Origin of the sequence: Actinoplanes philippinensis (assembly GCF_900113015.1) — a bacterium.
Classification (GTDB): Bacteria; Actinomycetota; Actinomycetes; order Mycobacteriales; family Micromonosporaceae; genus Actinoplanes; species Actinoplanes philippinensis.
In genome coordinates, this window is sequence record NZ_FONV01000010.1 from 404,612 (window position 1) to 427,770 (window position 23,159).

The 23,159-nt window shown below is 71.9% G+C and carries 20 protein-coding genes; 8 read left to right on the top strand and 12 right to left on the bottom strand.

Features of this window, described 5'->3' with window-relative positions; all coding sequences use genetic code 11:
* Positions 1–57: 57 nt before the first annotated feature.
* From BM290_RS27890 to BM290_RS27920, 7 genes are all read right to left on the bottom strand, one after another.
* Positions 58–522 (bottom strand): hypothetical protein, encoded by a 465-nt coding sequence (locus BM290_RS27890; protein ID WP_093618826.1) that lies wholly within the window; start codon positions 520–522, stop codon positions 58–60.
* A gap of 171 nt (positions 523–693) precedes the next feature.
* Entirely contained in the window at positions 694–1,500 is an 807-nt protein-coding gene (locus BM290_RS27895; protein ID WP_093618827.1) for a prenyltransferase/squalene oxidase repeat-containing protein, read from the bottom strand.
* Between the two features lie 88 nt (positions 1,501–1,588).
* Positions 1,589–2,770 carry an adenylyltransferase/sulfurtransferase MoeZ gene (gene moeZ, locus BM290_RS27900; RefSeq protein ID WP_093618828.1) on the bottom strand — a complete coding sequence of 394 codons (1,182 nt, stop codon included), beginning with the start codon at positions 2,768–2,770 and terminating at the stop codon, positions 1,589–1,591.
* 110 nt (positions 2,771–2,880) lie between these two features.
* Entirely contained in the window at positions 2,881–4,884 is a 2,004-nt protein-coding gene (locus BM290_RS50785) for a DUF3152 domain-containing protein (protein WP_280522849.1), read from the bottom strand.
* A 316-nt stretch (positions 4,885–5,200) separates the two neighbouring features.
* Positions 5,201–6,091, bottom strand: a complete 891-nt coding sequence (locus BM290_RS27910) for a DUF3152 domain-containing protein (protein WP_093618945.1) — start codon at positions 6,089–6,091, stop codon at positions 5,201–5,203.
* 99 nt (positions 6,092–6,190) lie between these two features.
* Positions 6,191–7,156: an alpha/beta hydrolase gene (locus BM290_RS27915; protein ID WP_093618829.1), complete on the bottom strand. Its 966-nt coding sequence runs from the start codon at positions 7,154–7,156 to the stop codon at positions 6,191–6,193.
* Complete coding sequence (locus BM290_RS27920) at positions 7,156–8,754, bottom strand: Daple (RefSeq protein ID WP_239143693.1); 1,599 nt, start codon at positions 8,752–8,754, stop codon at positions 7,156–7,158. Before BM290_RS27920 ends, BM290_RS27915 begins: the two co-directional genes overlap by 1 nt.
* A gap of 300 nt (positions 8,755–9,054) precedes the next feature.
* On the opposite strand from BM290_RS27920, the gene BM290_RS27925 reads away from it, so the two are divergent.
* The 4 genes from BM290_RS27925 (at position 9,055) to BM290_RS27940 (ending at position 13,228) form a co-directional block, all read left to right on the top strand.
* On the top strand, positions 9,055–9,714 hold the full coding sequence (locus BM290_RS27925; RefSeq protein ID WP_043531207.1) for a TetR/AcrR family transcriptional regulator: 660 nt from the start codon (positions 9,055–9,057) through the stop codon (positions 9,712–9,714).
* A gap of 40 nt (positions 9,715–9,754) precedes the next feature.
* On the top strand, positions 9,755–9,979 hold the full coding sequence (locus BM290_RS27930; protein ID WP_093618831.1) for a DUF3107 domain-containing protein: 225 nt from the start codon (positions 9,755–9,757) through the stop codon (positions 9,977–9,979).
* Between the two features lie 224 nt (positions 9,980–10,203).
* Positions 10,204–12,015 (top strand): DEAD/DEAH box helicase, encoded by a 1,812-nt coding sequence (locus BM290_RS27935; RefSeq protein ID WP_093618832.1) that lies wholly within the window; start codon positions 10,204–10,206, stop codon positions 12,013–12,015.
* 76 nt (positions 12,016–12,091) lie between these two features.
* The gene (locus BM290_RS27940) at positions 12,092–13,228 is read left to right on the top strand and encodes a class I SAM-dependent methyltransferase (RefSeq protein ID WP_093618833.1); all 1,137 of its coding nucleotides are present in this window, start codon (positions 12,092–12,094) and stop codon (positions 13,226–13,228) included.
* Here the strand turns inward: BM290_RS27940 and BM290_RS27945 are convergent.
* Entirely contained in the window at positions 13,221–14,198 is a 978-nt protein-coding gene (locus tag BM290_RS27945; RefSeq protein WP_239143692.1) for a FixH family protein, read from the bottom strand. The two genes, BM290_RS27940 and BM290_RS27945, sit on opposite strands and share 8 nt — an antisense overlap.
* Entirely contained in the window at positions 14,191–14,370 is a 180-nt protein-coding gene (locus BM290_RS27950) for a heavy-metal-associated domain-containing protein (RefSeq protein ID WP_239143710.1), read from the bottom strand. Before BM290_RS27950 ends, BM290_RS27945 begins: the two co-directional genes overlap by 8 nt.
* Positions 14,371–14,793: 423 nt before the next feature.
* On the opposite strand from BM290_RS27950, the gene BM290_RS27955 reads away from it, so the two are divergent.
* The 3 genes from BM290_RS27955 to BM290_RS27965 all read left to right on the top strand — a co-directional run bounded on the left by BM290_RS27955 (position 14,794) and on the right by BM290_RS27965 (position 16,976).
* Positions 14,794–15,240 (top strand): hypothetical protein, encoded by a 447-nt coding sequence (locus tag BM290_RS27955; protein WP_093618835.1) that lies wholly within the window; start codon positions 14,794–14,796, stop codon positions 15,238–15,240.
* Entirely contained in the window at positions 15,237–16,403 is a 1,167-nt protein-coding gene (locus BM290_RS27960; RefSeq protein ID WP_093618836.1) for a nucleotidyl transferase AbiEii/AbiGii toxin family protein, read from the top strand. Before BM290_RS27955 ends, BM290_RS27960 begins: the two co-directional genes overlap by 4 nt.
* A gap of 111 nt (positions 16,404–16,514) precedes the next feature.
* Positions 16,515–16,976, top strand: a complete 462-nt coding sequence (locus BM290_RS27965) for a GNAT family N-acetyltransferase (protein WP_093618947.1) — start codon at positions 16,515–16,517, stop codon at positions 16,974–16,976.
* Positions 16,977–17,072: 96 nt separating this feature from the next.
* On the opposite strand, the gene BM290_RS27970 is transcribed toward BM290_RS27965, so the two are convergent.
* A complete protein-coding gene (locus tag BM290_RS27970; RefSeq protein WP_093618837.1) occupies positions 17,073–19,244 on the bottom strand; it encodes a DEAD/DEAH box helicase in 2,172 nt (723 codons plus the stop codon).
* Positions 19,245–20,127: 883 nt separating this feature from the next.
* On the opposite strand from BM290_RS27970, the gene BM290_RS27975 reads away from it, so the two are divergent.
* The gene (locus BM290_RS27975; protein WP_093618838.1) at positions 20,128–20,526 is read left to right on the top strand and encodes a hypothetical protein; all 399 of its coding nucleotides are present in this window, start codon (positions 20,128–20,130) and stop codon (positions 20,524–20,526) included.
* A gap of 4 nt (positions 20,527–20,530) precedes the next feature.
* Here BM290_RS27975 and BM290_RS27980 read toward each other — a convergent pair whose 3' ends face one another.
* Both BM290_RS27980 and BM290_RS27985 read right to left on the bottom strand, forming a co-directional pair.
* Positions 20,531–21,256 carry an SDR family NAD(P)-dependent oxidoreductase gene (locus BM290_RS27980; RefSeq protein WP_093618839.1) on the bottom strand — a complete coding sequence of 242 codons (726 nt, stop codon included), beginning with the start codon at positions 21,254–21,256 and terminating at the stop codon, positions 20,531–20,533.
* A gap of 57 nt (positions 21,257–21,313) precedes the next feature.
* Entirely contained in the window at positions 21,314–23,116 is a 1,803-nt protein-coding gene (locus tag BM290_RS27985; protein ID WP_093618840.1) for a protein kinase domain-containing protein, read from the bottom strand.
* Between the last annotated feature and the right edge of the window lie 43 nt (positions 23,117–23,159).

Below are 23,159 nucleotides of genomic sequence, written 5' to 3' on the forward strand. Positions count from 1 at the left end.
TCTCCCGCGGTCACCAGTGGGCCGGTGGGGCGTACCCCCACCGGCTCCGATTTTTGATCAGGCGGCGCTGGCGCCGACCAGCGACACGGCGACCGTGAAGGTGGCGCCCTGGCAGCCGTCCTGCGCGTCGGCGATCATCGAGACCGCGTTGGTCAGCGTGACCTGCACGTTGCCCTTGGCCGGGACCTCGATGTTCTTGCCGGTCTGGTTGGCGAAGACCACGTTGGAGCCGAGGCACTCGCCGAGGCCGCCGCTCGCGGTGATGCCGGTGGCGGTGATGTCGGTGACCTTCACCTTGTACGAGTTCGGGTTGTTGATCGTGATCTTGGCGTCGCCGGCCGCGCCCGGGTAGAGGTCGGCGGTCAGGCTCACGCTGCCGGTGGTCAGCGGCGCCGCGGAGACCGCCTGCGCCTTCGCCTCACCGGCGCCCTTGGCGACCCAGGCGGCGTACGCGGCGCCCGCGCCGGTGGTGACGGCGAGCGCGGTTCCGACGACGACGGCACGCTTGATGGACTTACGCATGATTGCGGCTCCTCGAAGAAGGTGGTCTTCGTAGGCGCCGGTTTCGCTACTGACTCCCCGCCGGACTGGAGCGACCATCGTTATCGCCCAGCGGATCCGTGTCTCGCCCTGGCCCCTCGGGCCGCAACCAGTATGCAACCAAATCCGGACTTATCCGGATCAGCCGAAAGGTCACGACCGGCAGGCCCGCAGGGCAGTCAGTGTGGTGTTGACGTCGAAGAGCGGACCCTCGTTGCTGTCCCACCCACCGTCCGGCCGCTGGGTCTGCGCCAGCCGCTTCCGCGCGCTCTGCAGCAGCCAGTCGTCACCGAGGTTGACCCGGCGCAAGGCCGCCGCCATCGACGCGACGTCGGCCGGCGACATGTCCGGCAGGCGATCACCGAGCACCTGCTGCACCCGCGCCGACTCGTAGAAGAACTGCTGCTGGTGCAGAAGCACGGCGGCGTGCCAGCCGGCGGCCAGGAAGGACGGCCACGTGCCGTCCGGGCGGAGCTGGGTGACGACCCAGCTCGCGGCGCCGCGCAGCACCTCGCTCCACGGCGTCCGGGTCTGGTAGGGGTCGATCTCGACGGCCGCCGCGGTGAGCCAGAAACCGGCCACCGACGTCTGGTAGAGAGTGGCCTCGGGATCACCGGGCAACGCCCATGCCGGCGCCTCGCCGGCCAGCGACTCGTGCTCCTGCCAGGTGCCGTCACCGCGCTGCGCGGCGGCCAGCCACTGCAGGGCCTGCACCCCGACCGGACTGTTCAGCGCGCCGATGCCGTCCAGCTCGGCGAGGCGGTAACAGGTGGCGTCGATCGAGGGGACTCCGCCGTCCGCCGACGCGGGCCACCCACCCTCCGACATCTGGCCGGCGGCGATCCGCTCCACTGCCTCCGGCGGGGCGGGATGGCCGGTCCTCAGGTGGGACAACCGGGCCCGCTCCACCGGATCACCATGGGCGACCACGTAGCCGATCGCGCCGTCTATATCGATCACGGTAAAGACGGTACCGGCCGGAACTGTGAATCGCAGGTCCGTTCTGTCCGAGGAGTCACCCGTTGGTGACTCCTCGGACAGAGATCCGTCAGTACGACGGCAGCGACGGGTCGATCAGGTTGACCCACGCGACGATGCCGCCCTGGACGTGCACGGCGTCCTTGAACCCGGCCGACTTGAGCGCGGCGAGAGCCTCGGCCGAGCGCACACCCGACTTGCAATGCAGGACGATCTGCTTGTCCTGCGGGAACCTCGCGAGCGCCTCGCCGGAGAGGATCTCGCCCTTGGGGATCAGCGTCGCGCCGGGGATCCGGTTGATCTCCCACTCGGCCGGCTCACGGACGTCGACCAGGAAGATGTCCTTGCCGCTGTCCTGCCAGTCCTTGAGCTCACGGACCGAGATGGTGGAGCCGCTGATCGCCTCCTGCGCCTCCTCGGAGACCGCGCCGCAGAAGTCCTCGTAGTCCTCGAGCAGGTCGGTGACGGTCGGGTTCTCCCCGCAGAGCGCGCAGTTCGGGTCCTTCCGCACCTTGATCTTGCGGTAGGACATCTCCAGGGCGTCGTAGACCATCAGGCGCCCGACCAGCGGCTCACCGATGCCGGTGATCAGCTTGATCGCCTCGTTGACCTGGATCGACCCGATCGACGCGCAGAGCACGCCGAGCACGCCGCCCTCGGCGCAGCTCGGGACCATGCCGGGCGGCGGGGGCTCCGGGTAGAGGCAGCGGTAGCAGGGACCGTGCTCCTCCCAGAAGACCGATGCCTGGCCGTCGAAGCGGTAGATCGATCCCCAGACGTACGGCTTGCCGAGCAGCACCGCGGCGTCGTTCACCATGTAGCGGGTGGCGAAGTTGTCGGTGCCGTCGACGATCAGGTCATACTGACTGAAGATCTCCTTGACGTTGTCACGGTCCAGCGCGGTGTTGTGAATGACCACATTGACCAGCGGGTTCACCTCGGCGATGCTCCGGGCCGCGGACTCCGCCTTGGGCGTGCCGACATCGGAGACGCCGTGGATGATCTGGCGCTGGAGATTGGACTCGTCGACCGTGTCGAAGTCGATGATGCCGAGCGTGCCCACACCGGCCGCGGCCAGGTAGAGCAACGTCGGCGAGCCGAGACCGCCCGCGCCGACCGCGAGGACCTTGGCGTTCTTCAGCCGCTTCTGCCCGTCCATCCCGACGTCGGGGATGATCAGGTGACGCGAATAGCGGCGGATCTCGTCGACGCTCAGCTCAGCGGCCGGCTCGACGAGCGGGGGCAGAGCCACAGTTCACTCCCCGGGTTCGGTGGTAAGGATCGCCGCCCATTGTTGCTCGATTCCCAGGCGCGGATCCATGACGTTGGCCACGGGCCCGACATGCGGGATCGCGGAATAATTCAGGCTATCGGCTTACCCTCGTAACGCTCGCCGTCCAGATAGGGCCACGGGTTCGGGGTGCAGCCCTTCAAGCCGAAGGTCTGCTGCTGCATCACCGGGGCCTTCGCACCCTCGCCGGGGCAGGCCTCGTGCCCGTGCCCCAGCTCGTGCCCGACCTCGTGGTTGATCGTGTAACGGCGGTAGGTCTCCAGCTTGCCGTCGTATTCCGGCACGGCCTCGGCCCACCGCTCGGCGTTGATGATCACCTGACCGGGGAGCCGGCACGAGGTGTACCCCTCGGTGTCCAGGCCGCCGGCCGCGCACATCTTCTCCGACGTCTTCGCCGAGGCCAGGTAGATGGTGAAGTCCGAGTCGCCCGACTTCGGCACCCGGCGCAGCCGTAACCGCCCGTCGTTGATCCAGCTCCGCTCGTCACCCAGAGTCTCGTCGATCGCCTCGGCGAACTCGGTGGGCGACGTGTCGTCGACAGTCTTCTCGACGGCAACCCGGAAGCGGTACAGCCGGCCTCCGTCCCCGAGGATCGGGCCGCGCTCCGGGGCGTACCCGAACTCTCCGGTCTTGCCCTTGCCCGCGGGCTTCTTGCCGTCGTCCGCATCGGTCCTGGCCTTGGCCGGCACGTCCCCGGTCGTCTTCGGCTCCGGACCGGCCGCGGGACCGATGCCGCCCGGCTCCTCGGCACGTTGCGCGGCGTCCGGCCCCGGAGCGAGCGGCCGCTCGTCGTCGCGCAGCTCATTGGCGGCGACAACCACCAAGATCACCAGCAGGAGGTACGCCACCAGCACCGTCCTGCGACGACGCCGGACGCGACGGTCGGCGGCCGTCTCGGCCACCGCGTGCCGGGCCGGGCCGGTGGTCCGCGAGTGTGCGGGCACGTACACGCTCTCCGCCTCCGGATGCGCCAGCACCGACGGCAGGAACTCGGGCTCCGGCTCCTCGTGCCGGTGGATCTCCACGGTGGACGGCCCACGGTCCAGCGCGGCCACGTAGAGGTGCTCGTCGGCCACCTGCTCCGGCGGCTCCGGCTCGTCGTCCTCCCACGGATCGGCGGCGTGTGCGGGCGCCGGGACATGGATGTTGTCGGCGCGGTTCCGGTCCAGCAGGGACTTCGGCGGCCACAGATTGTCCGGCAGCTCGGCCGGCAGGCGCACGCTCGGTGGCAGGCCCCGGTTCACCGTCCGTGGATACTCCTCGTCCGGCCGTCGCTCCGTGTAATCGATGAGCGGGATCTCGGGCAGGGTCTCCGGGCGTACCTCCATCGGCGCCCCCGGAGCGCCCAGCCAGCCGTTCTCCGGTGACAGACCGTCCCAGGAAGCCGGGTGGGGCGGCTCGGCCGGGCGGGTGGTGGCACGGGAACGGACCGGGCGGCGTACGCCGGTGGCGCGCGGGTTCACGTAGGCGCCGGGAGCGGCCATCGGGTCGTCGTCGGCCGGAACCGGCGGCTCGGGGTCGGCCGGGCGAGGGCGGGAGGCGGCCACCCGCTCCGCCGCCAGCTCCAGGATGCCGCGGGTCAGTGGGGGCAGGGGTTCCTGGTTCTGCGGGGCGGTCAGGGCGGGCGCGGGCGGCTCCGGCGGGGGTTGCTGGGCCTTCGCCGCGCTCCGGCGGCGAGTCGGCTTCTCCTCCGCGGGAGGCGAAGCGGTGTCCCGGCTCGCGGCGTCTCGGCCCGCGATGACTCGCTCCGCGGTGTCTCGCTTCGCGGCTTCTCGCCTCCGAGCCGGGGCTGCGGGCTCCACCAGCGCGTCTGGCTTCGCGGCTTCTCGCCTCCGGGCCGGGGCTGCGGGCTCCACCAGCGCGTCTGGCTTCGCGGCTTCTCGCCTCCGGGCCGGGGCTGCGGGCTCCACCGGGGCTGTGGCGGTCTTGCGGGCAGGTGCCCGGCCGGTGGTGGTTCGGGCCGAGGTGGACTTGACGGCGGCGGGCTTGACCGGCGACTCACCGGTCTTCGCGGCGGTCTCCCCGGTGGCGTTCCGGCGGACGCTCTTGCGCGCGGGCTCGGCCGGCGCGGTCACCGGCGAACGGCTCGTTGTAGTGGCCGCGGCCACGGTGCGCCGCCGGGTCGGTCGCTCCTCCGCGGGCGGTGGTGCCGCCTCGGTGCGGGAGCGCGCGGCTCGGCCACGCCGGTCGGTGCCGGCGTCCGGATCAACGGGGCCATTTGTCGCGTTTGCCATAGCAAGCGTCAGCCTGCCACGACTCCCCGCCTGTCACAGGACTTTCGGATTTCCGTACCGGATGGGCGCCTTGCCACGTCCCACGTCCCACGGCCCACGGCCCTCGCCGCCCGGCCCTCGCCGTCCCGTCCTCGTCTCGCTGCCGGGGGCTGGGCGTTCACAGTCGCGGCCCGGCCAGGTCCCGTCCCTTGTCCCGTGGCCAGGACCAGGGCACACAGCCGCGCAACGTGAGCGTCTGCTGGACCATCACCGGCGCCGGGCCGCCGGCCTTGGGGCACCCCTCGTGCCGGTGGCCGAGCTCATGACCCACCTCGTGGTTGATCACGTACTGCCGGTAGGCCGCGAGATCGGCCTTCGCCTCCAGGTAGGGCGGCGCGGACGTCCGCCAGCGGTCCAGGTTGATGATCGCCTTGCCGACGGCACGACAGGACGTGTACGGCACTCCGCCGATCCGGATGCTCGTGCCGCCCACCTCGCACATCCGCCCGGCGGTGTCACGTGTCGCCAGGTACACGGTGAAGTCCGCCTGGTCCGCCCCGCCCACCATCTGCATCCGGACCGTCCCCGTACCGATCCAGCTCCGCTCGTCCTCCAGGACCGCCCGCACCTGGGCGGCGAACCCGGCGACGTCCTCCCCGCTGCCCTTCTCCACGGCGACCTTGAACCGGCGGATCCGGCCACCGGTCCCGGCGACCGGACCGCGCTCGTTCGCATACTCGAATCGGCCCGTGCCTTTCACCGGCACGGCGCCGTCCAGCTTCAGCAGGCCGGCGGGCGGGAACACCGAGGCCTTCACCGTGTCGGTGGGGACCGCGGACGGCGATGGCGACGGCGCCGGCAGGGAGGACGGCCCGGCGCTCGGCGAGACGGGTGACGCCGCGGCGGCGGGATGACCGGGCGGCCCGGCCGGTGTGTCGGACGGCCGGCTGACCGCGACCACCGTGAGCAGCACCAACGCGGCGGCCAGGAGGAGCAGCCAAGCCTGGCGCCACCGGTCGCCCCGGGACGGGGAAAACGGTTCAGGGGTGGGGCTGGGGGGCTTGGTCATGGGGGTCCAGACTCGCACGAAACCGGTCACCGCACCCACCCTGGAACGATCTTGTGCGCTTCGCGACATCGCGCAACCGATCGATGGGCCGGAGCGTCTCTAGCGCTCCGGCGAGGAGGTCCGGACGTCGTCGAGGAGCCCGACGACGGCCCGGGCCACCAGACGTGGGACCTCCATCTGAGCGACGTGGCCGACACCGGGAAGGATGAGCAGCCGCCCGTCCGGGATGACACGGGCCACCTGCGCCGGCACCCGCGGATCGATCAGCCGGTCGTTGAGGCCGCCGATGACGAGCGTCGGCGCCTGGATCCGGGCGGCCAGGCGCCACTGCGAGTTGACCCCCGGCAGGTAGGCCCGCAGGAAGCTGCTGACCAGGCCACGCAGCGTGCCGAGGTAGGCCCTCGGATAGTGGGCGACCGTGTAGCGGAGCTGGATCTCCTCCATCGCTTCGGCCCGGCGCTGCGGATGCACCTTCGTCGTGTCCCCGAAACACGCTGCCAGCACCTGCTCGGCCATCTCCTCCGCGGTGACCCGGGTCAGCGCCCAGGCCATCAGCCGCTCGGCGCCGGGCAACGCGAGCAGCGGCAGGACCGGGCCCTGCGCGGTGCGCCGCGGGTCGAGGAACGGCATGGCCGGCGAGATCAGCGTGAGCGTCCGCACCAGGTCGGGGCGCAGCGCGGCCACCCGCACCGAGATCGAGCCGCCCAGCGAGTTGCCGATCAGGTGAACCGGGCCGCGCCCGGAGTGCTCCAGGTAGTCGACGAGTGTGGCCGCGAACGCCGCGATCGAGTAACGCGGGCTCGGGTCGCTGTAGCCGAAGCCGGGCAGATCCACGGCCTGGCCGTCGAGCCGGTCGGCGAGCAGGCCGGCGAGATCGGTGAAATTCTGTGAGGAGCCTCCGAGGCCGTGCACGTAGACGGCGGGCTCGGCGCCGGGGCCCATGGCCGGGGTGTCCCGGACATGCATCATCGACCCGCCGACAGTGACCCGGCGCGCGGGCCATGGCGGCGGAACCTCCCCTTCCGGCAACAGCGCGCTGTCGTCGGCCAGAATCGCGCCCTTCATCAAGCCAAGAGTGCCTCGAGCCGCCGGTTCACCGCGGAGAGTGTGGCGCGCACCATGGCGTGCCGATCGTCACCGGTGACCACCGCCGAGCCGGCCAGCTGCTCGACCCAGCCGCCGCCGCAGGACAGCAGCAGCACCACCACGGCGACCTGCATCTGCCCGAACGAGACCGAGGCCGCGTGCTCGACGAAGCACCGAGCCGGGCCGTCCTCGTGCTGCGAGGTGGAGAGCAGCTCGTCGACCGCGCCCGCGGTGGCCGTCGCGCACAGGCGCAGCAGGTAGCCATCGACGGCCGGGCCGGTGGCCACGCCCGCGGCGCTGCGCCCGCCGGCACGCAGGCGCACCTCGACGGTGGCGTCCGCGCCGAACGTGTTGACGTGAACGTTCTCGATGATCACGCGCGGGCCGGGGTTGTCGCCCGGGTCCAGCGGCCGTGGCTTGGAGGCGTCCGCCGGGACGAGGGAGGCGCCGGCGTTGACCCCGGGTGTCCGCTTCTCCAGCGGCGGCTGCGGCAGTGCGGAGACCGGGCTGGACACCGGGGCGGGCGCTGAGGAGACCGGGCTGACCGGGCTGGACACCGGGGCGGCCGGGCTGGAGACGGGCGCGACCGGCACCGCGGCCCGGGCCGGCCGGGTGGGCTGGCTGGGCAGCAGCGGCGTGCTGCGCGGCGCGGAGACGGGGGCGCTGGACGGCCGGAACGGCGAGTCGCCGGGCATCGCCGCGTCCAGGCCCATCCGCTCCTGGAGCAGACGGGCCACCTGACGGCTCACCTCGGCGGCGTCGGCGCCGTCGGACAGGTCGAGGCGGAGGCTGTGCGCGCCGGCCGGAGTGGCCCGCAGGGAGGCGTCGCGAACACCCGGCACCTCGCGGACCGCGGCCAGGATGTCCTGGACGTCGAAGCCCTCCTGGCGCTCCTGGGCGGGTACGACGTCGCCGCGGCGCAGGTGCGTCGCGATGCGGGCCAATGCTGGCGCTTCGGCCGACGGTTCCACGGAGGGCGGCTCCGGAACTCTCGGGACGTCCGGCTGGGCCGGGACGCGCTGCGGGAGGGTCCCGCGCTGGTCGCCGTCGTTCGCGGCGTCACCGGGCGGGGCGTAGGGCGGTGTTTCGGGGGCCGCATCGTACGCCCGGCGGGCGAACCCCGGCGGGTCGAACGAGTCGGCCGGGCCGTCGCGCTGCGGCAGCCCCTGGGCCAGCGTGTCGGTGACCAGCGCGTGCCGGGAACGGCCGGGCTCGCCGGAGACCGGCGCGACCGGCGGCGGCCCCTGGACCGGCTCGGGCACCCAGTCCGGCCGGGGCTGCTGCGGCACCGCGGCCCGGTGCTGGTAGGAGTCGTCGAGGTCACCCTCGTACGGAAAAGGCGGCGCGCTGCTCGGCGCGGGAGCCGTCGGCGGCCGGCGGTGGTGGCCCAGGATGTCGGCGAGCCGGCTCCGCTCGGGCGTCCAGGCCTCGGTGGACCCGGACGGGGGAATCTCGGGACTCGCCGCCGGCGCCGGAACCCCGGATGCGGGCGCGGCCCCGAAGGGACGTTCCGCCGGGATCTGCTGCCGTCCGAAGGTGCGCCCGTCAGACGGGCGACGCCATGGTGGCGTGTCCACTCCCTGCTCCAAAGCCGCTCCCGTGTGTGGCCACGAACTCTCGTCGTCGGCCCAGCCGTTCATCCGTTGGCGGTCACGCGAGTCGGCCCCATTGCCCCCCGCTGAGGCTCCCGTGTCTCCGGAATGCCCTGATTCATCCACCGCGCGCTCCTCGCTCGCCCCCGCTGAGGCTACCGTGTCGTTGCAGTGGCGATAAGTTGCAGCGTCGCGACAATTGCCCGCACGACCGCGACATGCGCCGATCCGGGCAATCCGAGACGACAAACCGCGGGGACCCGACCCCCCTGGAGGTTCACAGAAATGACCGCTGCGTCCGGCGGGCCACAGACCGCACGACCCACCCGCCTGCCCCGTTCGGCGCGACGCAAGCAGTTGCTGGCCGCCGCGCAGCAGATCTTCGTCGCGCACGGCTATCACGCCGCCGCGATGGACGACATCGCGGAGCGGGCGGGCGTCTCGAAGCCCGTTCTCTACCAGCACTTCCCCGGCAAGCTGGAGCTCTACCTGGCCCTGCTGGACACGCACTGCGACGCGATAATCGCCAAGGTGCGCGGGGCCATGCAGGCATCCCCGGACAACAAGGAGCGTGTGAAAGGCGCCGTCCGGGCGTACTTCGACTTCATGGATCACGAGAGCGAGGCGTTCCGGCTCGTCTTCGAGTCGGATCTGCGCAACGACCCCCAGGTCCGCCAGCGGGTGGAGCGGGTCGAGCAGGGCTGCATCGCCGCTGTGACGGACACCATCATCTCGGACACCGGCCTGCGGCCGGATCAGGCCGAGCTGCTCGCCTCGGGTCTCGCCGGGGCGGCCGGACAGGCCGCACAGTTCTGGCTCGCGAACGGACGGCGTACGCCCAAAGCTGAAGCCGAAGCGCTCGTAGCTGCGCTGATCTGGCGTGGGATCGCCAGCTTCCCGCTGCAGGGCGGTTCAACGGCCGGTATGGCCCCCGAAATCGGATAGCCTTTCGATCGGGTAGACGGATCTTTTTAGGAGGGACTCCGTGGAGGTCAAGATCGGCGTGCAGCAGTCGCCGCGCGAGCTTGTGCTGGAGAGCGCTCAGACCCCGGCGGAGGTCGAGCAGGCCGTGACGGATGCTCTGGCCAAGGACGGCGTCCTGACGCTTACTGACGAGAAGGGCCGCAAGGTGATCATCCCGGTCGCCAAGGTGGCGTATGTGGAGATCGCCGAGGCGTCGCACCGCCCCTTCGGCTTCACGACCCGCTGAATTCCGGCGTGCACGGGAGGGCGCCCTGGTCTCAGGGCTCCCTCCCGTAACTCTCTCCCGGTGCGTCTGCTACCAGGTCGGGTAGAGTGGCCTGCGTAGCCGTCGATCTGTCGAGTCGGCGGCCCGCGTGTGGCCCGCTTCCGAGCGTGCGGCCCGCGCCTATACGAGACCGCGCCCAAAGACTCATCCACGGGCGCACCACGAGAGGGCACCCGTAAAACTTCATGACCGACAACGAGCAAGCTCTAGTCCCCGTCACCACCCGCGCACCGGTCCGCCCGGACAGCCCCACCTTCGCTGAGCTGGGCGTTCGCGCCGAGACCGTCGAGGCCCTGGCCAAGGCCGGCATCACTCACGCCTTCGCGATCCAGGAGTACGCGCTGCCCATCGCGCTGCGCGGCACCGACCTGATCGGCCAGGCCCCCACCGGCACCGGCAAGACCCTCGGCTTCGGCCTTCCGATGCTGGAACGTGTCCTCGCCCCGTCCGAGGGCGCCGACGGCCAGCCCCAGGCGCTGATCGTCGTCCCCACCCGCGAGCTGGGCTCGCAGGTGGCCCGTGACCTTGCCGCCGCGGGCAGCACCCGGGGTGTCCGGGTCCTGCCGATCTACGGCGGTGTGGCATACGAGCCGCAGGTCGAGGCCCTCAAGAAGGGCGTCGAGATCCTGGTCGGCACCCCCGGCCGGCTGCTCGACCTCTGCAAGCAGAAACAGCTCAAGCTGAGCTCGATCCGGGCTCTGGTGCTCGACGAGGCCGACCGGATGCTCGACCTGGGCTTCCTGGAGGACGTCGAGAAGATCCTGGCGATGATCCCGGAGCAGCGTCAGACGATGCTGTTCTCGGCCACCATGCCGGACCCGATCGTGGCCCTGTCCCGCCGGTTCCTGCGCAACCCGGTGACCATCCACGCCGGGCACACCACCGAGAGCGGCCCGTCCCCGCTGACCAAGCAGGTCGTCTACCGCACCCACCCGATGAACAAGGTGGAGATGGTGGCCCGGATCCTGCAGGCCAAGGACCGCGGGCTCACGATGATCTTCACCCGTACCAAGCGGGCCGCCGACCGGGTCGCCGAGGACCTCGACTTCCGTGGCTTCGCGGTCGCGGCCGTGCACGGCGACCTGGGCCAGGGTGCCCGGGAGCGCGCGCTGCGGGCGTTCCGCAGCGGCAAGATCGACGTGCTGGTGGCGACCGACGTGGCCGCCCGCGGCCTGGACGTCTCGGGCGTCACCCACGTGATCAACTACGACTGCCCGGAAGACCCGGAGACCTACACCCACCGCATCGGCCGCACCGGCCGGGCGGGCGCCACCGGTGTCGCGGTCACCTTCGTCGACTGGGAGGACATGCCGCGCTGGGTGCTGATCGACAAGTCGCTCGGCCTCACCATGCCGGAGCCGCCGGAGACGTACCACACCTCCCCCGCGCTCTACGACGACCTGGAGATTCCGACCGACGTCTCGGGCACCCTGCCGACCGCCTCGCGCAGCCGGGCCGGGCTCTCCGCCGAGGTCGAGGAGGACCTGGGTGGCGGTGGCCGCCGTGGCCGGGGCCGCGGCGACCGTGACCGCGACCGTGGCGGCCGGGGCCGGTCCCGCGGCGGGAGTTCCGGGCCGTCGTCCGACTCCGCGTCGTCCGACTCGGGCTCGTCCGGCGAGGCCACCGAGCGGCCCGCCAGGCAGCGTCGCCGTCGCCGGGTCGTCGGGGACGACGCCGCCGGCGCGGTCGAGGCTCCTGTGACGTCGCCGTCCACCGACGCGCCGTCCTCGGACGTGTCCTCCACGGATGCCCCTGCGGAAGCCGCGCCTCGCACCCGGACCCGGCGCCGCCGGACTCCCGCGACCTCGGTGACCTTCTCCGACGGCGCCGCGGAGGCCCCGGAGGCTCCCACGGCGCCCGTCCAGGCCGTCGAGCCCGTCGCGGCCGCTGACGACTCGGCGGCTCCGCGCCGCCGCCGTCGCCGCACCACCCGCTCGGCCGAGGCCGACCTGTCGGGTGGCTCCGAGGCCGGCGTGGGCACCACCGCCGACGTCTGATCCGCTACACCCCGTGGGACCGGTTCGCCGGTCCCACGTTCGTTGTCAGGTCCAGTTCTGCCCGAGTTTGGGAGCCATGCCAGAACCGCTCGAATCAGTCCTCGCCGAGGTGCGGGAGCTTCTGCTCGCGCCGGGCCTCACCCGGGCCGTGGCGGCCGGCCGGCGTCGCGGGCACACGCCCACGGTTACACGGGCCCAGCTACGGCCGGTGACGTTGAAGCAGGGGCGGAAACTGCAGATCGTCACCGACGACGGTTCCCGGCCGTACACGCGGAACGTCGACGGCGCCGAGGCGGCCGCGGCGGTCGACGCTCTGCTGGCCGAGCCGTTCGGCAACTGGCACGTGGAGACCGACGCGGCGACCGTGCAGGTCCGGGTGACGAAGAAGGGCGACGCGCAGGTGCACCGGGCGGCCGCGGTCGCCGCGCCGAGCACGCCGGCGGCGCACGACCGGGCCAAGCAGTGGCTGCTCGACCCGGGCGACCCGCTGTTCTCCGTGGTCGGCGGCACGGCGGCGAAACGCCGCCAGATCGACGCCTTCCTCCGGGCGCTCGCCGCGACCCTTCCCGACGAGCTTCCGACGCCGCTGCGCGTCGTCGACCTGGGCTGCGGCAATGCCTACCTCACCTTCGCCGCCTATCGATATCTGGCCGGACGGGGCGTGCCGGTCCAGGTCGTCGGGGTCGATGTCCGCGAGGATCAGCGGGTACGCAACAACGCCGTCGCCGCCGAACTGGGCTGCTCCGGCGACGTGACGTTCGTGGCCGGCACGATCGAGCGGGCCGAACTGGAGTCCCCTCCGGACCTGGTGCTCGCCCTGCACGCCTGTGACACCGCGACCGATCAGGCGCTGGCCCGGGCGGTCGGCTGGGAGGCGCGCTGGGTGCTGGCCGCCCCGTGCTGCCACCACGACATCGCGGCGCAGCTCAAGAGCCAGTCGACGCCGGCGCCGTACGGGGAGATGACCCGGCACGCCATCCTGCGGGAGCGTTTCGCCGACGTGCTGACCGACTCGCTGCGGGCCGCGCTGCTGCGGCTGCACGGGTACCGGGTGGAGGTCGTCGAGTTCATCGACTCGGCCCACACCCCGCGCAACCTGATGCTGCGGGCCCGCCGGACCGGGGCCGCCCCCACCGCGGACCAGCAGGCCGAATACGACTCGCTGACCGGACAATGGGGGGTCACCCCGGCACTCGCCGGGATGCTCAGCTGACGACGACGGTCCAGGTCGCTGTGGACACCTTCCCGGCGACCTGGAAGTCGAGGAACATCCGGTAGGTGCCCGGGCTCGGGGCGGCCAGCCAGAACTTGATCCGCCCGTCGATCAGCTGCGTCTCCGGGTGCACGTGAACGTAGGCGAGATCACCCTGCCGGAGCATGACCAGGTGGCCGTAGGCGCCCAGATACGGCTCCACGGTCACCGGCTTGCCGGACGCGTCGGTGACGGACATCAGCAGCGGCTGGGTGGACTCGGTCACCGGGGTTCCCTCATACCCCACCTGCAGTCCGTCGGCGAAGGCGACCCGGACCGGATCGGGCACGCTGATCGGCGAGTAGTCGCCCGCGACCGTCAGGTCGCTGCCCAGCGTCGTGGCCACCTGCGTACCGCCGACCTGCGCGGTGAAATCGGCGAACATCCGATACACGCCCGGCTCGGCGAGGGTCAGGTCGACACTCCACGTGCCGTCCGGCGCCATCACCGGATGCAGATGCTGGAAACCGGTGAGGTCACGGCGAGCGACGATCAGGTGGAGCGGCTTGTCGTGGACGACCGCGAACGTGGTCACCGGCACGCCACCCGGCCCGTTGATCGTGAACTCGAGTCTCTGCGCCTGGCCCGGTTTGAACCCGGTGACGAACGGCGTCAGGGTGAGACCGCTGCCACTGAGCGACAGGCCGCTGACCGGGGCGCCACCACCACTCGCCGTGATCGGCCCGGTGTTGCCGTGCACGTGCGGCAGGCTCTCGTCGAACGGGCTCGCCGACGGGCTCGCCGGGGTGGTCGCGGCCGCCGGAGTGCCGGTCCCGCCGGCGCCGCCGTTGAGCCGGCCGAGGCCGTAACCGGCGAACAGCACGACGATCAGCAGCGCCCCGATCGCGGCGAACCGGAAACCCGAGCCCTCCTCCGGCGCCTCCCGCTTCGACAGGCCGAACGCCGGCTCACTCTCCTGCTCGTCAGGCATCCGCGAGCTCGTAGCCGGCCTCGTCGACCGCCGCGCGCACCGCCTCGTCATCGAGGGCCTGGTCGCTGGCCACCGTCACACCGCCGGAGGCGAGATCGACCTCGACGGCGGTGACGCCGGGCAGCGCCGACAGCTCCTGGGTGACCGACTGGACGCAGTGCGAGCAGGTCATGCCCTTCACGGTAAATGTGCTGGTCACGGCCACGACAGTTCCCCTTCAGCCGGTCTGACTTGTGCACGAGCCTACCGGGATGTCATACCCCGCGGTTACCGTGCGGTCGTGAGCCGATATGAGATCCATCTGACGGTCTCCGCCGATGCCACCGACGACCGATTGCGATCGTGGGCGGAGTCACACGGTGTCAAATACACCCGCATCGTGCTGGACCTCGACGATCAGCCACCCGGTCCCCTTCCGTCCGGCACCGCCCGGCCACCCTCTTCCGCGCCCGCCTCTTCCTCCCCCGGTTCTTCCGCGCTCGCCTCGTCCACGCTCGGTTCTTCCGCGCCCAGTTCCTCCTTGCCTCCCGCTGGTCCGCCTTTCGCCGCCTCCTTGTCGGGGGACGGCGGTCCGGTGCCCGGTGTCAATCAGCCGATGCTCAGCTGGCTTTCCGAGGGGACGCCCGCCTCCGCCGAGGCGGACGCGCGGCGGGCCGCCGCCACGCTGCTCGCGGACGGCTTCCCGGTCACCCGGCTCAAGGTGGAGGCCGCCGCGGCCGAGGCCGCCACTCTGCCCGGGCTCTACTTCGAGCATCACGTCAAGCTGCTGCTGCCCGCCGGGACAGACCTCCAAGGGGTACGCGACGTGGCCGCCCACCACAACGCCCGCCTGTCCCGCAACGCCCGGCGGGTGCGGGCCGACGGGGTGCGGGAACGGTTCGTGACCCAGCGCTGTCACCGGGTCGGCCTGTCCGCCGCCCAGTCGAGCCTCGCCGCACTGGTCGACGCGCTCACCGGCGCCGGCTGGGAGATCGCCGAGGTCGAAAAGGAGTGGGTGCTCGTCGACGACAACCCCGGACTGGACGCCGGCTGGCTCGCATGACCGCGCACCGGGCCGCTCTCGACCACGTGCTCACGCTGATCGCCGAGTCGCCGTGGGCGGAGCAACTGGTGCTGCGCGGCAGCATGACCATGCCGGCCTGGGTCGGTGACGCGGCGCGACCACCCGGCGACCTCGACTGGCTGGTCCGCAAGCCGGAGGTGACCCTGCTCGACGACCTCGATCCGTACCCGTTCGTGGACCGTCTCGCCTCGGTCCAGCAATGGCCGGAGGCCGCGCACGGCGCCATCCGCAACGAGATCTGGGAGTTCGAGGAGTTCGACACCGGCGGCCGGCGCGCCAGCCTGCCGCCGGAGGGCCTGCACTGGATTCCGGGCTCCGGCTTCGACAGCTTCGACGAGGAGCTGTGGGACCAGGAGTTCACCGGGTTGATCCGGAAGAACGCGCACACCCCGGAGGGGATCGAGTTCGGCGACGAGATCGATTTCACCCGCGACTGGGACTACGCCGAGTACGAGCCGGGCGGCGAGAACGGCCGCGTCCGGCTCCGGCTGCCCTGGCGAGCCCCGGACGGGACGGGCGGTGAGGTGCAGGTCGACCTGGCTTTCGGCGAGGCCCTGCCGGAGGCCCCGGTCTGCACGGCGGTGCCCCGCTCCGGCGGCCGGCCCCCGCTGGGTCTGTGGACGGCCGGTCGCGAGCTCTCTCTGGCGTGGAAACTGCACTGGCTCGCGGCCGACCAGCAGACCAACGGTGTCTCCGCGTGGAAGGACCTCTACGACGCCGTGCTCCTGACCGAACTCCACGACATCCACCTCTCCCCTCGTCTCCGCCGTGTCGCGCTGGGCCTCGACCCGGCCGGCCCCCAGTTGTCGCCATCTCCGGAGGCCCTGGTGCCGGCGTCGCTGGAGCACCTGCTCACCCCGGACGAGATCCGCCGCTGGACGATCTCCCCAATCCCCCTCCGCGACGGTCTGTCCGGCTCCGACGGCCCACCCCTCTCCAGGGACCCGTCAGGGACCGCCATCGAAGGGGACCCGTCACGGACCACCGCCGAAAGAGACCCGTCACGGACCACCGCCGAAAGGGACGAGTCACGGACCGCTGTCGAAAAGAACCCGTCGCGGATCTCCGTCGAGGGCCCGGCGATGGGCGACCCAGCCGCCTGGCTGTCCCGTCTGGCGGAAGCCGTGTCCCACCTGTTGTGACGTCTCCGCGAGACGTTCTCGTCACGCCTGGCGCACCTCCTGTCTGATCGATCCGGTTGCTGTGACACCATGCGACCGGCCGCTAGCGGAAAGGTGACGAAGGAGGAGCTGATGGAGGATCTGGCACGCGACGGGTATGTCCTGACCGCCGACCCGAAACGCGTCGACTTCGCCCGAGTCCACCGGTGGCTCGCCGAGGAGTCCTACTGGGCGGCCGGGCGCTCCTACGATCTGGTGGCCCGGTCCATCGACGGCTCCCTCCCCTATTCGGTCTTCACCACAGACGGCGCCGACCAGGTGGCCTTCGCCCGCGCGGTGACCGACGGCGCCACCTTCGCCTGGATCTGCGACGTCTTCGTCGAGGAGGCCCACCGCGGCCGTGGTCTGGGCAAGTGGATGATCGACACGATCGTCGCCGACCTCTCCGAGCGTGGGATCCTCCGCTTCCTCCTGGCCACCAGGGACGCCCACGATGTCTACCGCCGTTCCGGGTTCGAGGAACTGGCTGGCGCTCACCGCTTCATGGAGATTGACCGCCGCCCCACCAGGAATGCCATCCTCGGCAAGCCCTGACGTCTCCGGCCCGGCTCCGCCCTGTGGACAACTCAGCGGCCGAAGTTATCCACAGGGCGATGCACGCTCGGTCAGGGCAGCGGGCCGGGTCGGGACTCAGCCCGCTACGGCAAGAGTGAATGGCAGGACACCCGGCGCACCGGCCCGGCGCAGGGCCCGGCCGGCCAGCGCCAGGGTCCACCCGGAGTCGGTCAGGTCGTCGACCAGGAGCACCGGACCGGAGAGTTCTGGCAGCTCAGCAGCGATATGGGCGGGGACCTCGAAGGCGTCGTGAAGGGCCCGGACCCGCTGGGCGCTGTTACCCCGATAGGCACCCACCTCGGCGTCGCGACCACCGGGATGAGCGGGCTCCAGGGAGCCGAGCATCGGGAGCCGCCCGACGGTGGCGATACGCTCGGCGAGGCTGTGGATAAGTTGTGGATGGCGCTGTGAATAAACCGCCACGACGGCCGCTGGGCGCTGTTTCCAAGCGTCCTCTCCCCTGGCCCAGGCCTTGAGCACCTCGATCACCGCGGCGGCCAGGTCGGCGGGTATCGGGGCGTCCGGAGACTCCGGGGAGACCGAGGCGCGGAGACGGTTGCCCCATCCGAGGTCCGAGAGGCGGCCGACGGCACGGCCCGGCTCGCTCTGCTCGGCCGGCGCGATCCGGCCCTTGAGCGAGATCCCGACGGCGGCCAGACCGGTGGGCCACATCTTCTTCGGGGCGATCTCGGTGCCGGGACGACCGAGGAACGCATCGGCGGCGGCCAGCGAAGCCGACGACACCTCGGCGTCGAACAGCGGGCCGGCACAGTTGTCACACCGACCGCACGGAACCGCCTCCGGATCGTCGAGACACCGACGGAGGAACTCCATGCGGCAGGTGGTCGTCACCGCATACTCGATCATGGTTTTCTGCTCGCTCTCGCGCGCCTCGGCGACCCGCCGCAACCGTGCCTCGTCGTAGGTCCACGGCTCGCCGGTGGAGAGCCAGCCGCCGCGGGTGCGACGGACCGCGCCGTCCACGTCGAGGACCTTGAGCATCAACTCCAGCCTGGTCCGCCGGAGATCGACGAGCGGCTCCAGCGCCTGCGTGGACATCGGCTGGTCCGGGGAGAGCTGGGACAGCACCGCCCGAACCTGGTCCTCCGGCGGGAAGGCCAGCGAGGCGAAGTATCGCCAGATCGCGACATCCTCGGGCCCCGGCAGCAGCACCACCTCGGCGTGCTCGACGGCACGGCCGGCCCGGCCGACCTGCTGGTAGTAGGCGATCGGGGACGGCGGCGCTCCGAGGTGGACGACGAACCCGAGGTCGGGCTTGTCGAAGCCCATCCCGAGCGCCGAAGTCGCCACCAGCGCTTTGATCTTGTTGGTCAGCAGGTCCTGCTCAGCGGCCCGGCGCTCGGCGTCCTCGACCTGCCCGGTGTAGGACGCCACCTCGAAACCACGGGAACGCAGGAAGTCAGCGGTCTCCGCGGCGGCGGCGACGGTCAGCGTGTAGACGATGCCGGAACCCGGCAGCCGCTCCAGGTGATCGGCCAGCCAGGCCAGGCGGTGTGCCGGATTCTCCAGGCGCAGCGCGGCCAGGCGCAGCGAGTCACGGTCGAGCGGACCGCGGAGCACCAGCGCGTCACCGAGCTGGTCGGCGACGTCGGCGGTCACCCGGGCGTTGGCGGTGGCGGTGGTGGCGAGCACCGGAGTACGCCCCGGGAGCCCCGCCAGGAACGTCCGCAACCGCCGGTAGTCGGGCCGGAAGTCGTGGCCCCAGTCGGAGACGCAGTGTGCCTCGTCGACCACGAGCAGGCCGGTGCTCCCGGCGAGGCCGGGCAGCACGTTGTCGCGGAAGTCGGGATTGTTCAGCCGCTCCGGGCTGATCAACAGCACGTCCACCTCGCCGGCCCGGATCTCCTGCTCGATCAGGGACCACTCGTCGAGATTCGCCGAGTTGATGGTGCGGGCGGTGATCCCGGCGCGGGCGGCCGACTCGACCTGGTTACGCATCAGGGCCAGCAGCGGCGACACGATGACCGTCGGACCCGCTGGGTGGTCACCCGCCTCGGCGGTGACCCCGGACCGCAGCAGTGCCGTGGCCACGAAGTAGACCGCTGATTTGCCCCACCCGGTGCGTTGCACACAGAGCACGCGCCGCCGGTCCACGGTGAGGGCCTCGATCGCCCTCCACTGGTCCTCCCGAAGGACGGCGTGCTCACCGGCCAGGCGCCGGAGCACCTCCTCGGCCCGCTCCCGCACCGCCGCTCGCTCGGCTGCCGTCCGCGTCGTATCAGTCACCCGGCATGTCTATCAGCCCGCGAAGATCGGCCCGGAGTTATCCACAGTCGGGAGTTGTCCACAACCTGGCCGACGCCTCCTTTGCGGATCGGCGATGCTCGCTCCGTTCGACGGGATCGGCGCTCGGGAGGGGCGAAATGCAGGCTTCATACGGGTGGAGAGCCCGGCAGCGCGGACCACGGATCAGTAGGCGGCCCGCGGCACGCGTCGTTCCGGCACGCAATGGCGTCCGGCCGGCGGAAGCCGGGCCGCGGCCACCACCAGGGCGGGCCGGTCACGGACCGGCCCGCTTCCCCGGCCGCCGGCGCTCAGGTGAGCAGGCGCCGGTCACCCCGGCCGGCATCCGCGGCAACGGATGCCGGCCGAACCGGCTGGCCCCTCAGTAACGCGTGTCAGCCGAACAGGCGGGCGCGTGCCAACAGGCGCCGGCCGACCCCGGCAGGCCCCGCGCTGACGGGTGCCGAGCCACACCCCGACAGGCTCAGCACCGACAGGTGCCGACCGCACCCCGGCAGGCCTACGCCAACAGGTGCCGACCGCACCCCGGCAGGCCCCGCTAACAGGTGCCGACCGCACCCCGGCAGGCCCCGCTAACTGGTGCAGGCCACACCCCGGCAGGCCCCACGCCAACAGGTGCCGACCGCACCCCGGCAGGCCCTGTGCTGACGGTGCCGGCCGCACCCCGGATCGGTGGCACCCCGGTCCGGTGGCTGTCGCCATCCGGACGGGTGGCAGCCGGGCGGGTGCCACCCCGGCCGGGCGGCAACCCGGACTCCGGGGTGGCACTCGGGGCCGCGCCTCCCACCGAGGGTGCCCGGCACCGAGGTGGGAAGCCTTGACCGAACCCGGCGAACTATCCCCGCGTGAATGGAAACCTCAGGACATGACCAAGACGATCGCCGAGAAGCTGCTGATCAAGCCGAACTCCACCGTGTGGCTGAACGAGCCGGCCCGGCTCCCGCTGCTGACCCCGATGCCCGAGGGGGTCCGCGAGAGCAGCGCCCTGGCCACCGCGAGCACCGCGGTGCTGTTCGTCGAGGACGCTGCGGCCGCGCGGGACCAACTGGAACAGCATCGCGCCGACCTGGACAAGCCGGCCGCCTTCTGGATCGCCTATCCGAAGGGCAACAAGGCCGACATCAACCGGGACTCGCTCTGGCCGATCGTCGCCGATTTCGACATGCGCCCATGCGGCCAGGTCGCCATCGACGATCGGTGGTCGGGCCTGCGTTTCCGCACGAACCGGCCGAGTGAGGGCCGGTTCACCGGCGGCTCGGAGTGAGCGCTCAGCGCCCCAGGACGGAGCCGCCGTTGACGTTGATGATCTGACCGGTGACGAAGCCACCACCGGGTCCGATCAGCCAGCGGACCGCCTCGGCGATGTCGTCGGGGGTGCCGGCCCGTTTGAGCACGCTGGCGTCGACCCGCTTCCGGTGGCCTTCCGGGGTCATCCGGCCGTCGAAGAACTCACTGTCGGTGACGTATCCGGGAGCGATGACGTTGGCCGTGATCCCTTCGGCGCCGAGGGAGGTGGCGAGGTCGAGGCCGTACCCGTGAAGGGCTGCCTTGGCCGCGGAGTAGGGGCCGCCGCCGCCACGCTGGGCGGCGATCGAACTGGTCAGGATGATCTTGCCGCCGGGGCGGCGGAGCTGCGGGAGGAGCGCGGTGGTCATGAGGACGGCGGAGAGCACGTTCGAGTCGAGATTCGCCCGCCAGCGGGCGGCCACCGCGTCCAGGGTGGTGTCGTCGCCGCCGATGTACGCCCCGGCGTTGTTGACCAGCACGTCGAGTGGGCGCCCGGCCACCGCTTCGACGACGGCGGGGATCTGCGCGGGGTCGGCGGCGTCCGCGGTGACGGCGGTGGCCTGCGGACCGATCCACTTCACCGCGTCGGCGAGCACCTCGGCACGGCGGCCGACGATGATCACGTCGAACCCCTCACCGGCGAGCATCCCGGCCGTCGCCCTGCCGATCCCGGTTCCACCGCCGGTCACCACTGCGAGTCTTGTCATGTCACCGACCCTATCGACGGATCGATCACCGGACTCGTCAAGCGCCGGTCCGGCCGCCTACAGGGCCAGTGACATGCCGCTCCGGTGTCTGGCCACCGGTGCCTGCCGGGAAGCCCCGCTGCGGCGGCTCGGCGATCGTCTCCCGGCCGGCGGGTCGTCCTCGGCGGTGACGGTGTTCACCGACTTCTCGCCGCTCCGGTTCCCACCGTCACCGGATCGGCGTCCGGCAGCGTCGAGTGACCTGCCGGCCGGGTTGTCCGGCGAGTCACTCGTGGTGCTGCCGAGGATCTCGGCGCGGCAGGGCCGGCCGTTCAGTGCGAAGGAGAGAGGCAGCGGGTTGTGGCTTCGATAACCGCCCTGCAAGGTGACCGCGCGCGAGCGGCCGTGACCGCTCATCACCACGCGACGGCCGTGCTGAGTGACGGTCTTGGGGTTCGCGGCCAGGCGCTGGGTGCCGGGATAGGCGAACTCGACGCGCCAGCCCGACTTCTCCGAGGTGATCACGCTGAGGCGGGCCACGAAGTACGACCCGGAGTCCCGGCGCACCTGGTAGCGGACCTTGCAGTGGACCCGGTCCGGTCCGGCGGCGGCCGGTGCACCGGCGCCGGCAGCGGTGGTGTGGGTGCGCTCGGTGTCGTCGGCGCCACGGCGGGCGGACCAGTTCACCGCGGTGGCGGCGAGCAGTGTCGCCGTGGCGAGGACGACGATCGCCGGTGTCCGGTGGCGACGACCCTGGAGGCGGTGCACCGGAACCAGACCGCGACGGCGGCGCCGGCCGACGAACAGGCCGCCACCGAGGGCGCGCACCGGGCCGAGGCGCAGGGCCGATCCGATCCGCAGCCCGGCACGCAGACGTACGGTCGTGGCGGCGCTCGCCGGCCGGCCGAGGCAGGCGCGCAGCGTACGGCGTACCCCCGATCCCATGCTCCGGGCCGTCTGGACGGGCACGACCGCCCTGGCCGCCGGCGCCGCATGCCGTTCGCCCGGTCGCAGCGGCGGGATGATCGCCCGCACCCCGACGGTGGCGGCGAGCGCGCGGGCCACTTCCGCGGCGGCGGGACGGTCGACCGGGCTCTTCGCGAGGCACCGCAGGCACAGGTCGGCCACCCCGGAGGGCATTCCGGCGAGTTCCGGGATCGGGTCGGGGTCGGCGTAGAGGTGGGCGCGAAGGGCTTCGGCGGTGTTCCCGGCGGGCCACGGCATCCGGCCGGTGAGGGCGCGGTAGAGCAGGAGCCCGAGCGCGTAGACGTCGGTGGCCGGGGAGACGGTGGCGCCGCCGAGGCGTTCCGGGGCGAGGTAGGCGGGGGTGCCGAGGAGGCTGCCGTCGGCGGCGGCGTCGCGCTGGCCGACCACTGCCGAGATCCCGAAGTCGACGAGCTTGGCGCCGGCGCCGGTGAGCATCACGTTCGCCGGTGTGATGTCGCGGTGCACCAGACCGCGGGCGTGTGCGGTGGCGAGCGCGGACGCGACCTCGGCGGTGATCATGACGGCTTCCCGCCAGTCGAGGGCGCCCTGCCGGCCGATCCGGGCGCCGACGGACTCGCCGTCGTTGAGTTCCATCACCACGTAGGGGACGGTCAGGCGTTCGGAGATCGGCGCTTCACCGAAGTCGTGGATGCCGGTGATGTGTGGATGGCAGAGACGGGCCGCGGCCAGCGCTTCCTGGCGCAGCCGGTCCCGGAAGGCGCGGTCCTCGGCGAGGCGCGGGGAGAGCACCTTGACGGCGACGTCACGGCCGAGGATCTCGTCGTAGCCCCGCCAGACTACCGACATCCCGCCGGTGCCGAGCTTTTCGAGGAGGCGGTACCGGCCGGCGAGACGGAGGGAGGCAGTCTGACCGTTTCGCTCCGTACGCCCCATGCGCCGATTCTCGCCTGATCAGCTCGCCGTCCGGTGCCGCACT

Excerpts from the sequence above, each read along its gene's own strand:
- BM290_RS27890 (WP_093618826.1), bottom strand. The coding sequence starts at position 522 with ATGCGTAAGTCCATCAAGCGTGCCGTCGTCGTCGGAACCGCGCTCGCC.
- BM290_RS27910 (WP_093618945.1), bottom strand. The coding sequence starts at position 6,091 with ATGACCAAGCCCCCCAGCCCCACCCCTGAACCGTTTTCCCCGTCCCGG.
- BM290_RS27915 (WP_093618829.1), bottom strand. The coding sequence starts at position 7,156 with ATGAAGGGCGCGATTCTGGCCGACGACAGCGCGCTGTTGCCGGAAGGG.
- BM290_RS27925 (WP_043531207.1), top strand. The coding sequence starts at position 9,055 with ATGACCGCTGCGTCCGGCGGGCCACAGACCGCACGACCCACCCGCCTG.
- BM290_RS27935 (WP_093618832.1), top strand. The coding sequence starts at position 10,204 with ATGACCGACAACGAGCAAGCTCTAGTCCCCGTCACCACCCGCGCACCG.
- BM290_RS27940 (WP_093618833.1), top strand. The coding sequence starts at position 12,092 with ATGCCAGAACCGCTCGAATCAGTCCTCGCCGAGGTGCGGGAGCTTCTG.
- BM290_RS27945 (WP_239143692.1), bottom strand. The coding sequence starts at position 14,198 with ATGCCTGACGAGCAGGAGAGTGAGCCGGCGTTCGGCCTGTCGAAGCGG.
- BM290_RS27950 (WP_239143710.1), bottom strand. The coding sequence starts at position 14,370 with ATGACCTGCTCGCACTGCGTCCAGTCGGTCACCCAGGAGCTGTCGGCG.
- BM290_RS27955 (WP_093618835.1), top strand. The coding sequence starts at position 14,794 with ATGCTCAGCTGGCTTTCCGAGGGGACGCCCGCCTCCGCCGAGGCGGAC.
- BM290_RS27960 (WP_093618836.1), top strand. The coding sequence starts at position 15,237 with ATGACCGCGCACCGGGCCGCTCTCGACCACGTGCTCACGCTGATCGCC.
- BM290_RS27965 (WP_093618947.1), top strand. The coding sequence starts at position 16,515 with ATGGAGGATCTGGCACGCGACGGGTATGTCCTGACCGCCGACCCGAAA.
- BM290_RS27975 (WP_093618838.1), top strand. The coding sequence starts at position 20,128 with ATGACCAAGACGATCGCCGAGAAGCTGCTGATCAAGCCGAACTCCACC.
- BM290_RS27980 (WP_093618839.1), bottom strand. The coding sequence starts at position 21,256 with ATGACAAGACTCGCAGTGGTGACCGGCGGTGGAACCGGGATCGGCAGG.
- BM290_RS27985 (WP_093618840.1), bottom strand. The coding sequence starts at position 23,116 with ATGGGGCGTACGGAGCGAAACGGTCAGACTGCCTCCCTCCGTCTCGCC.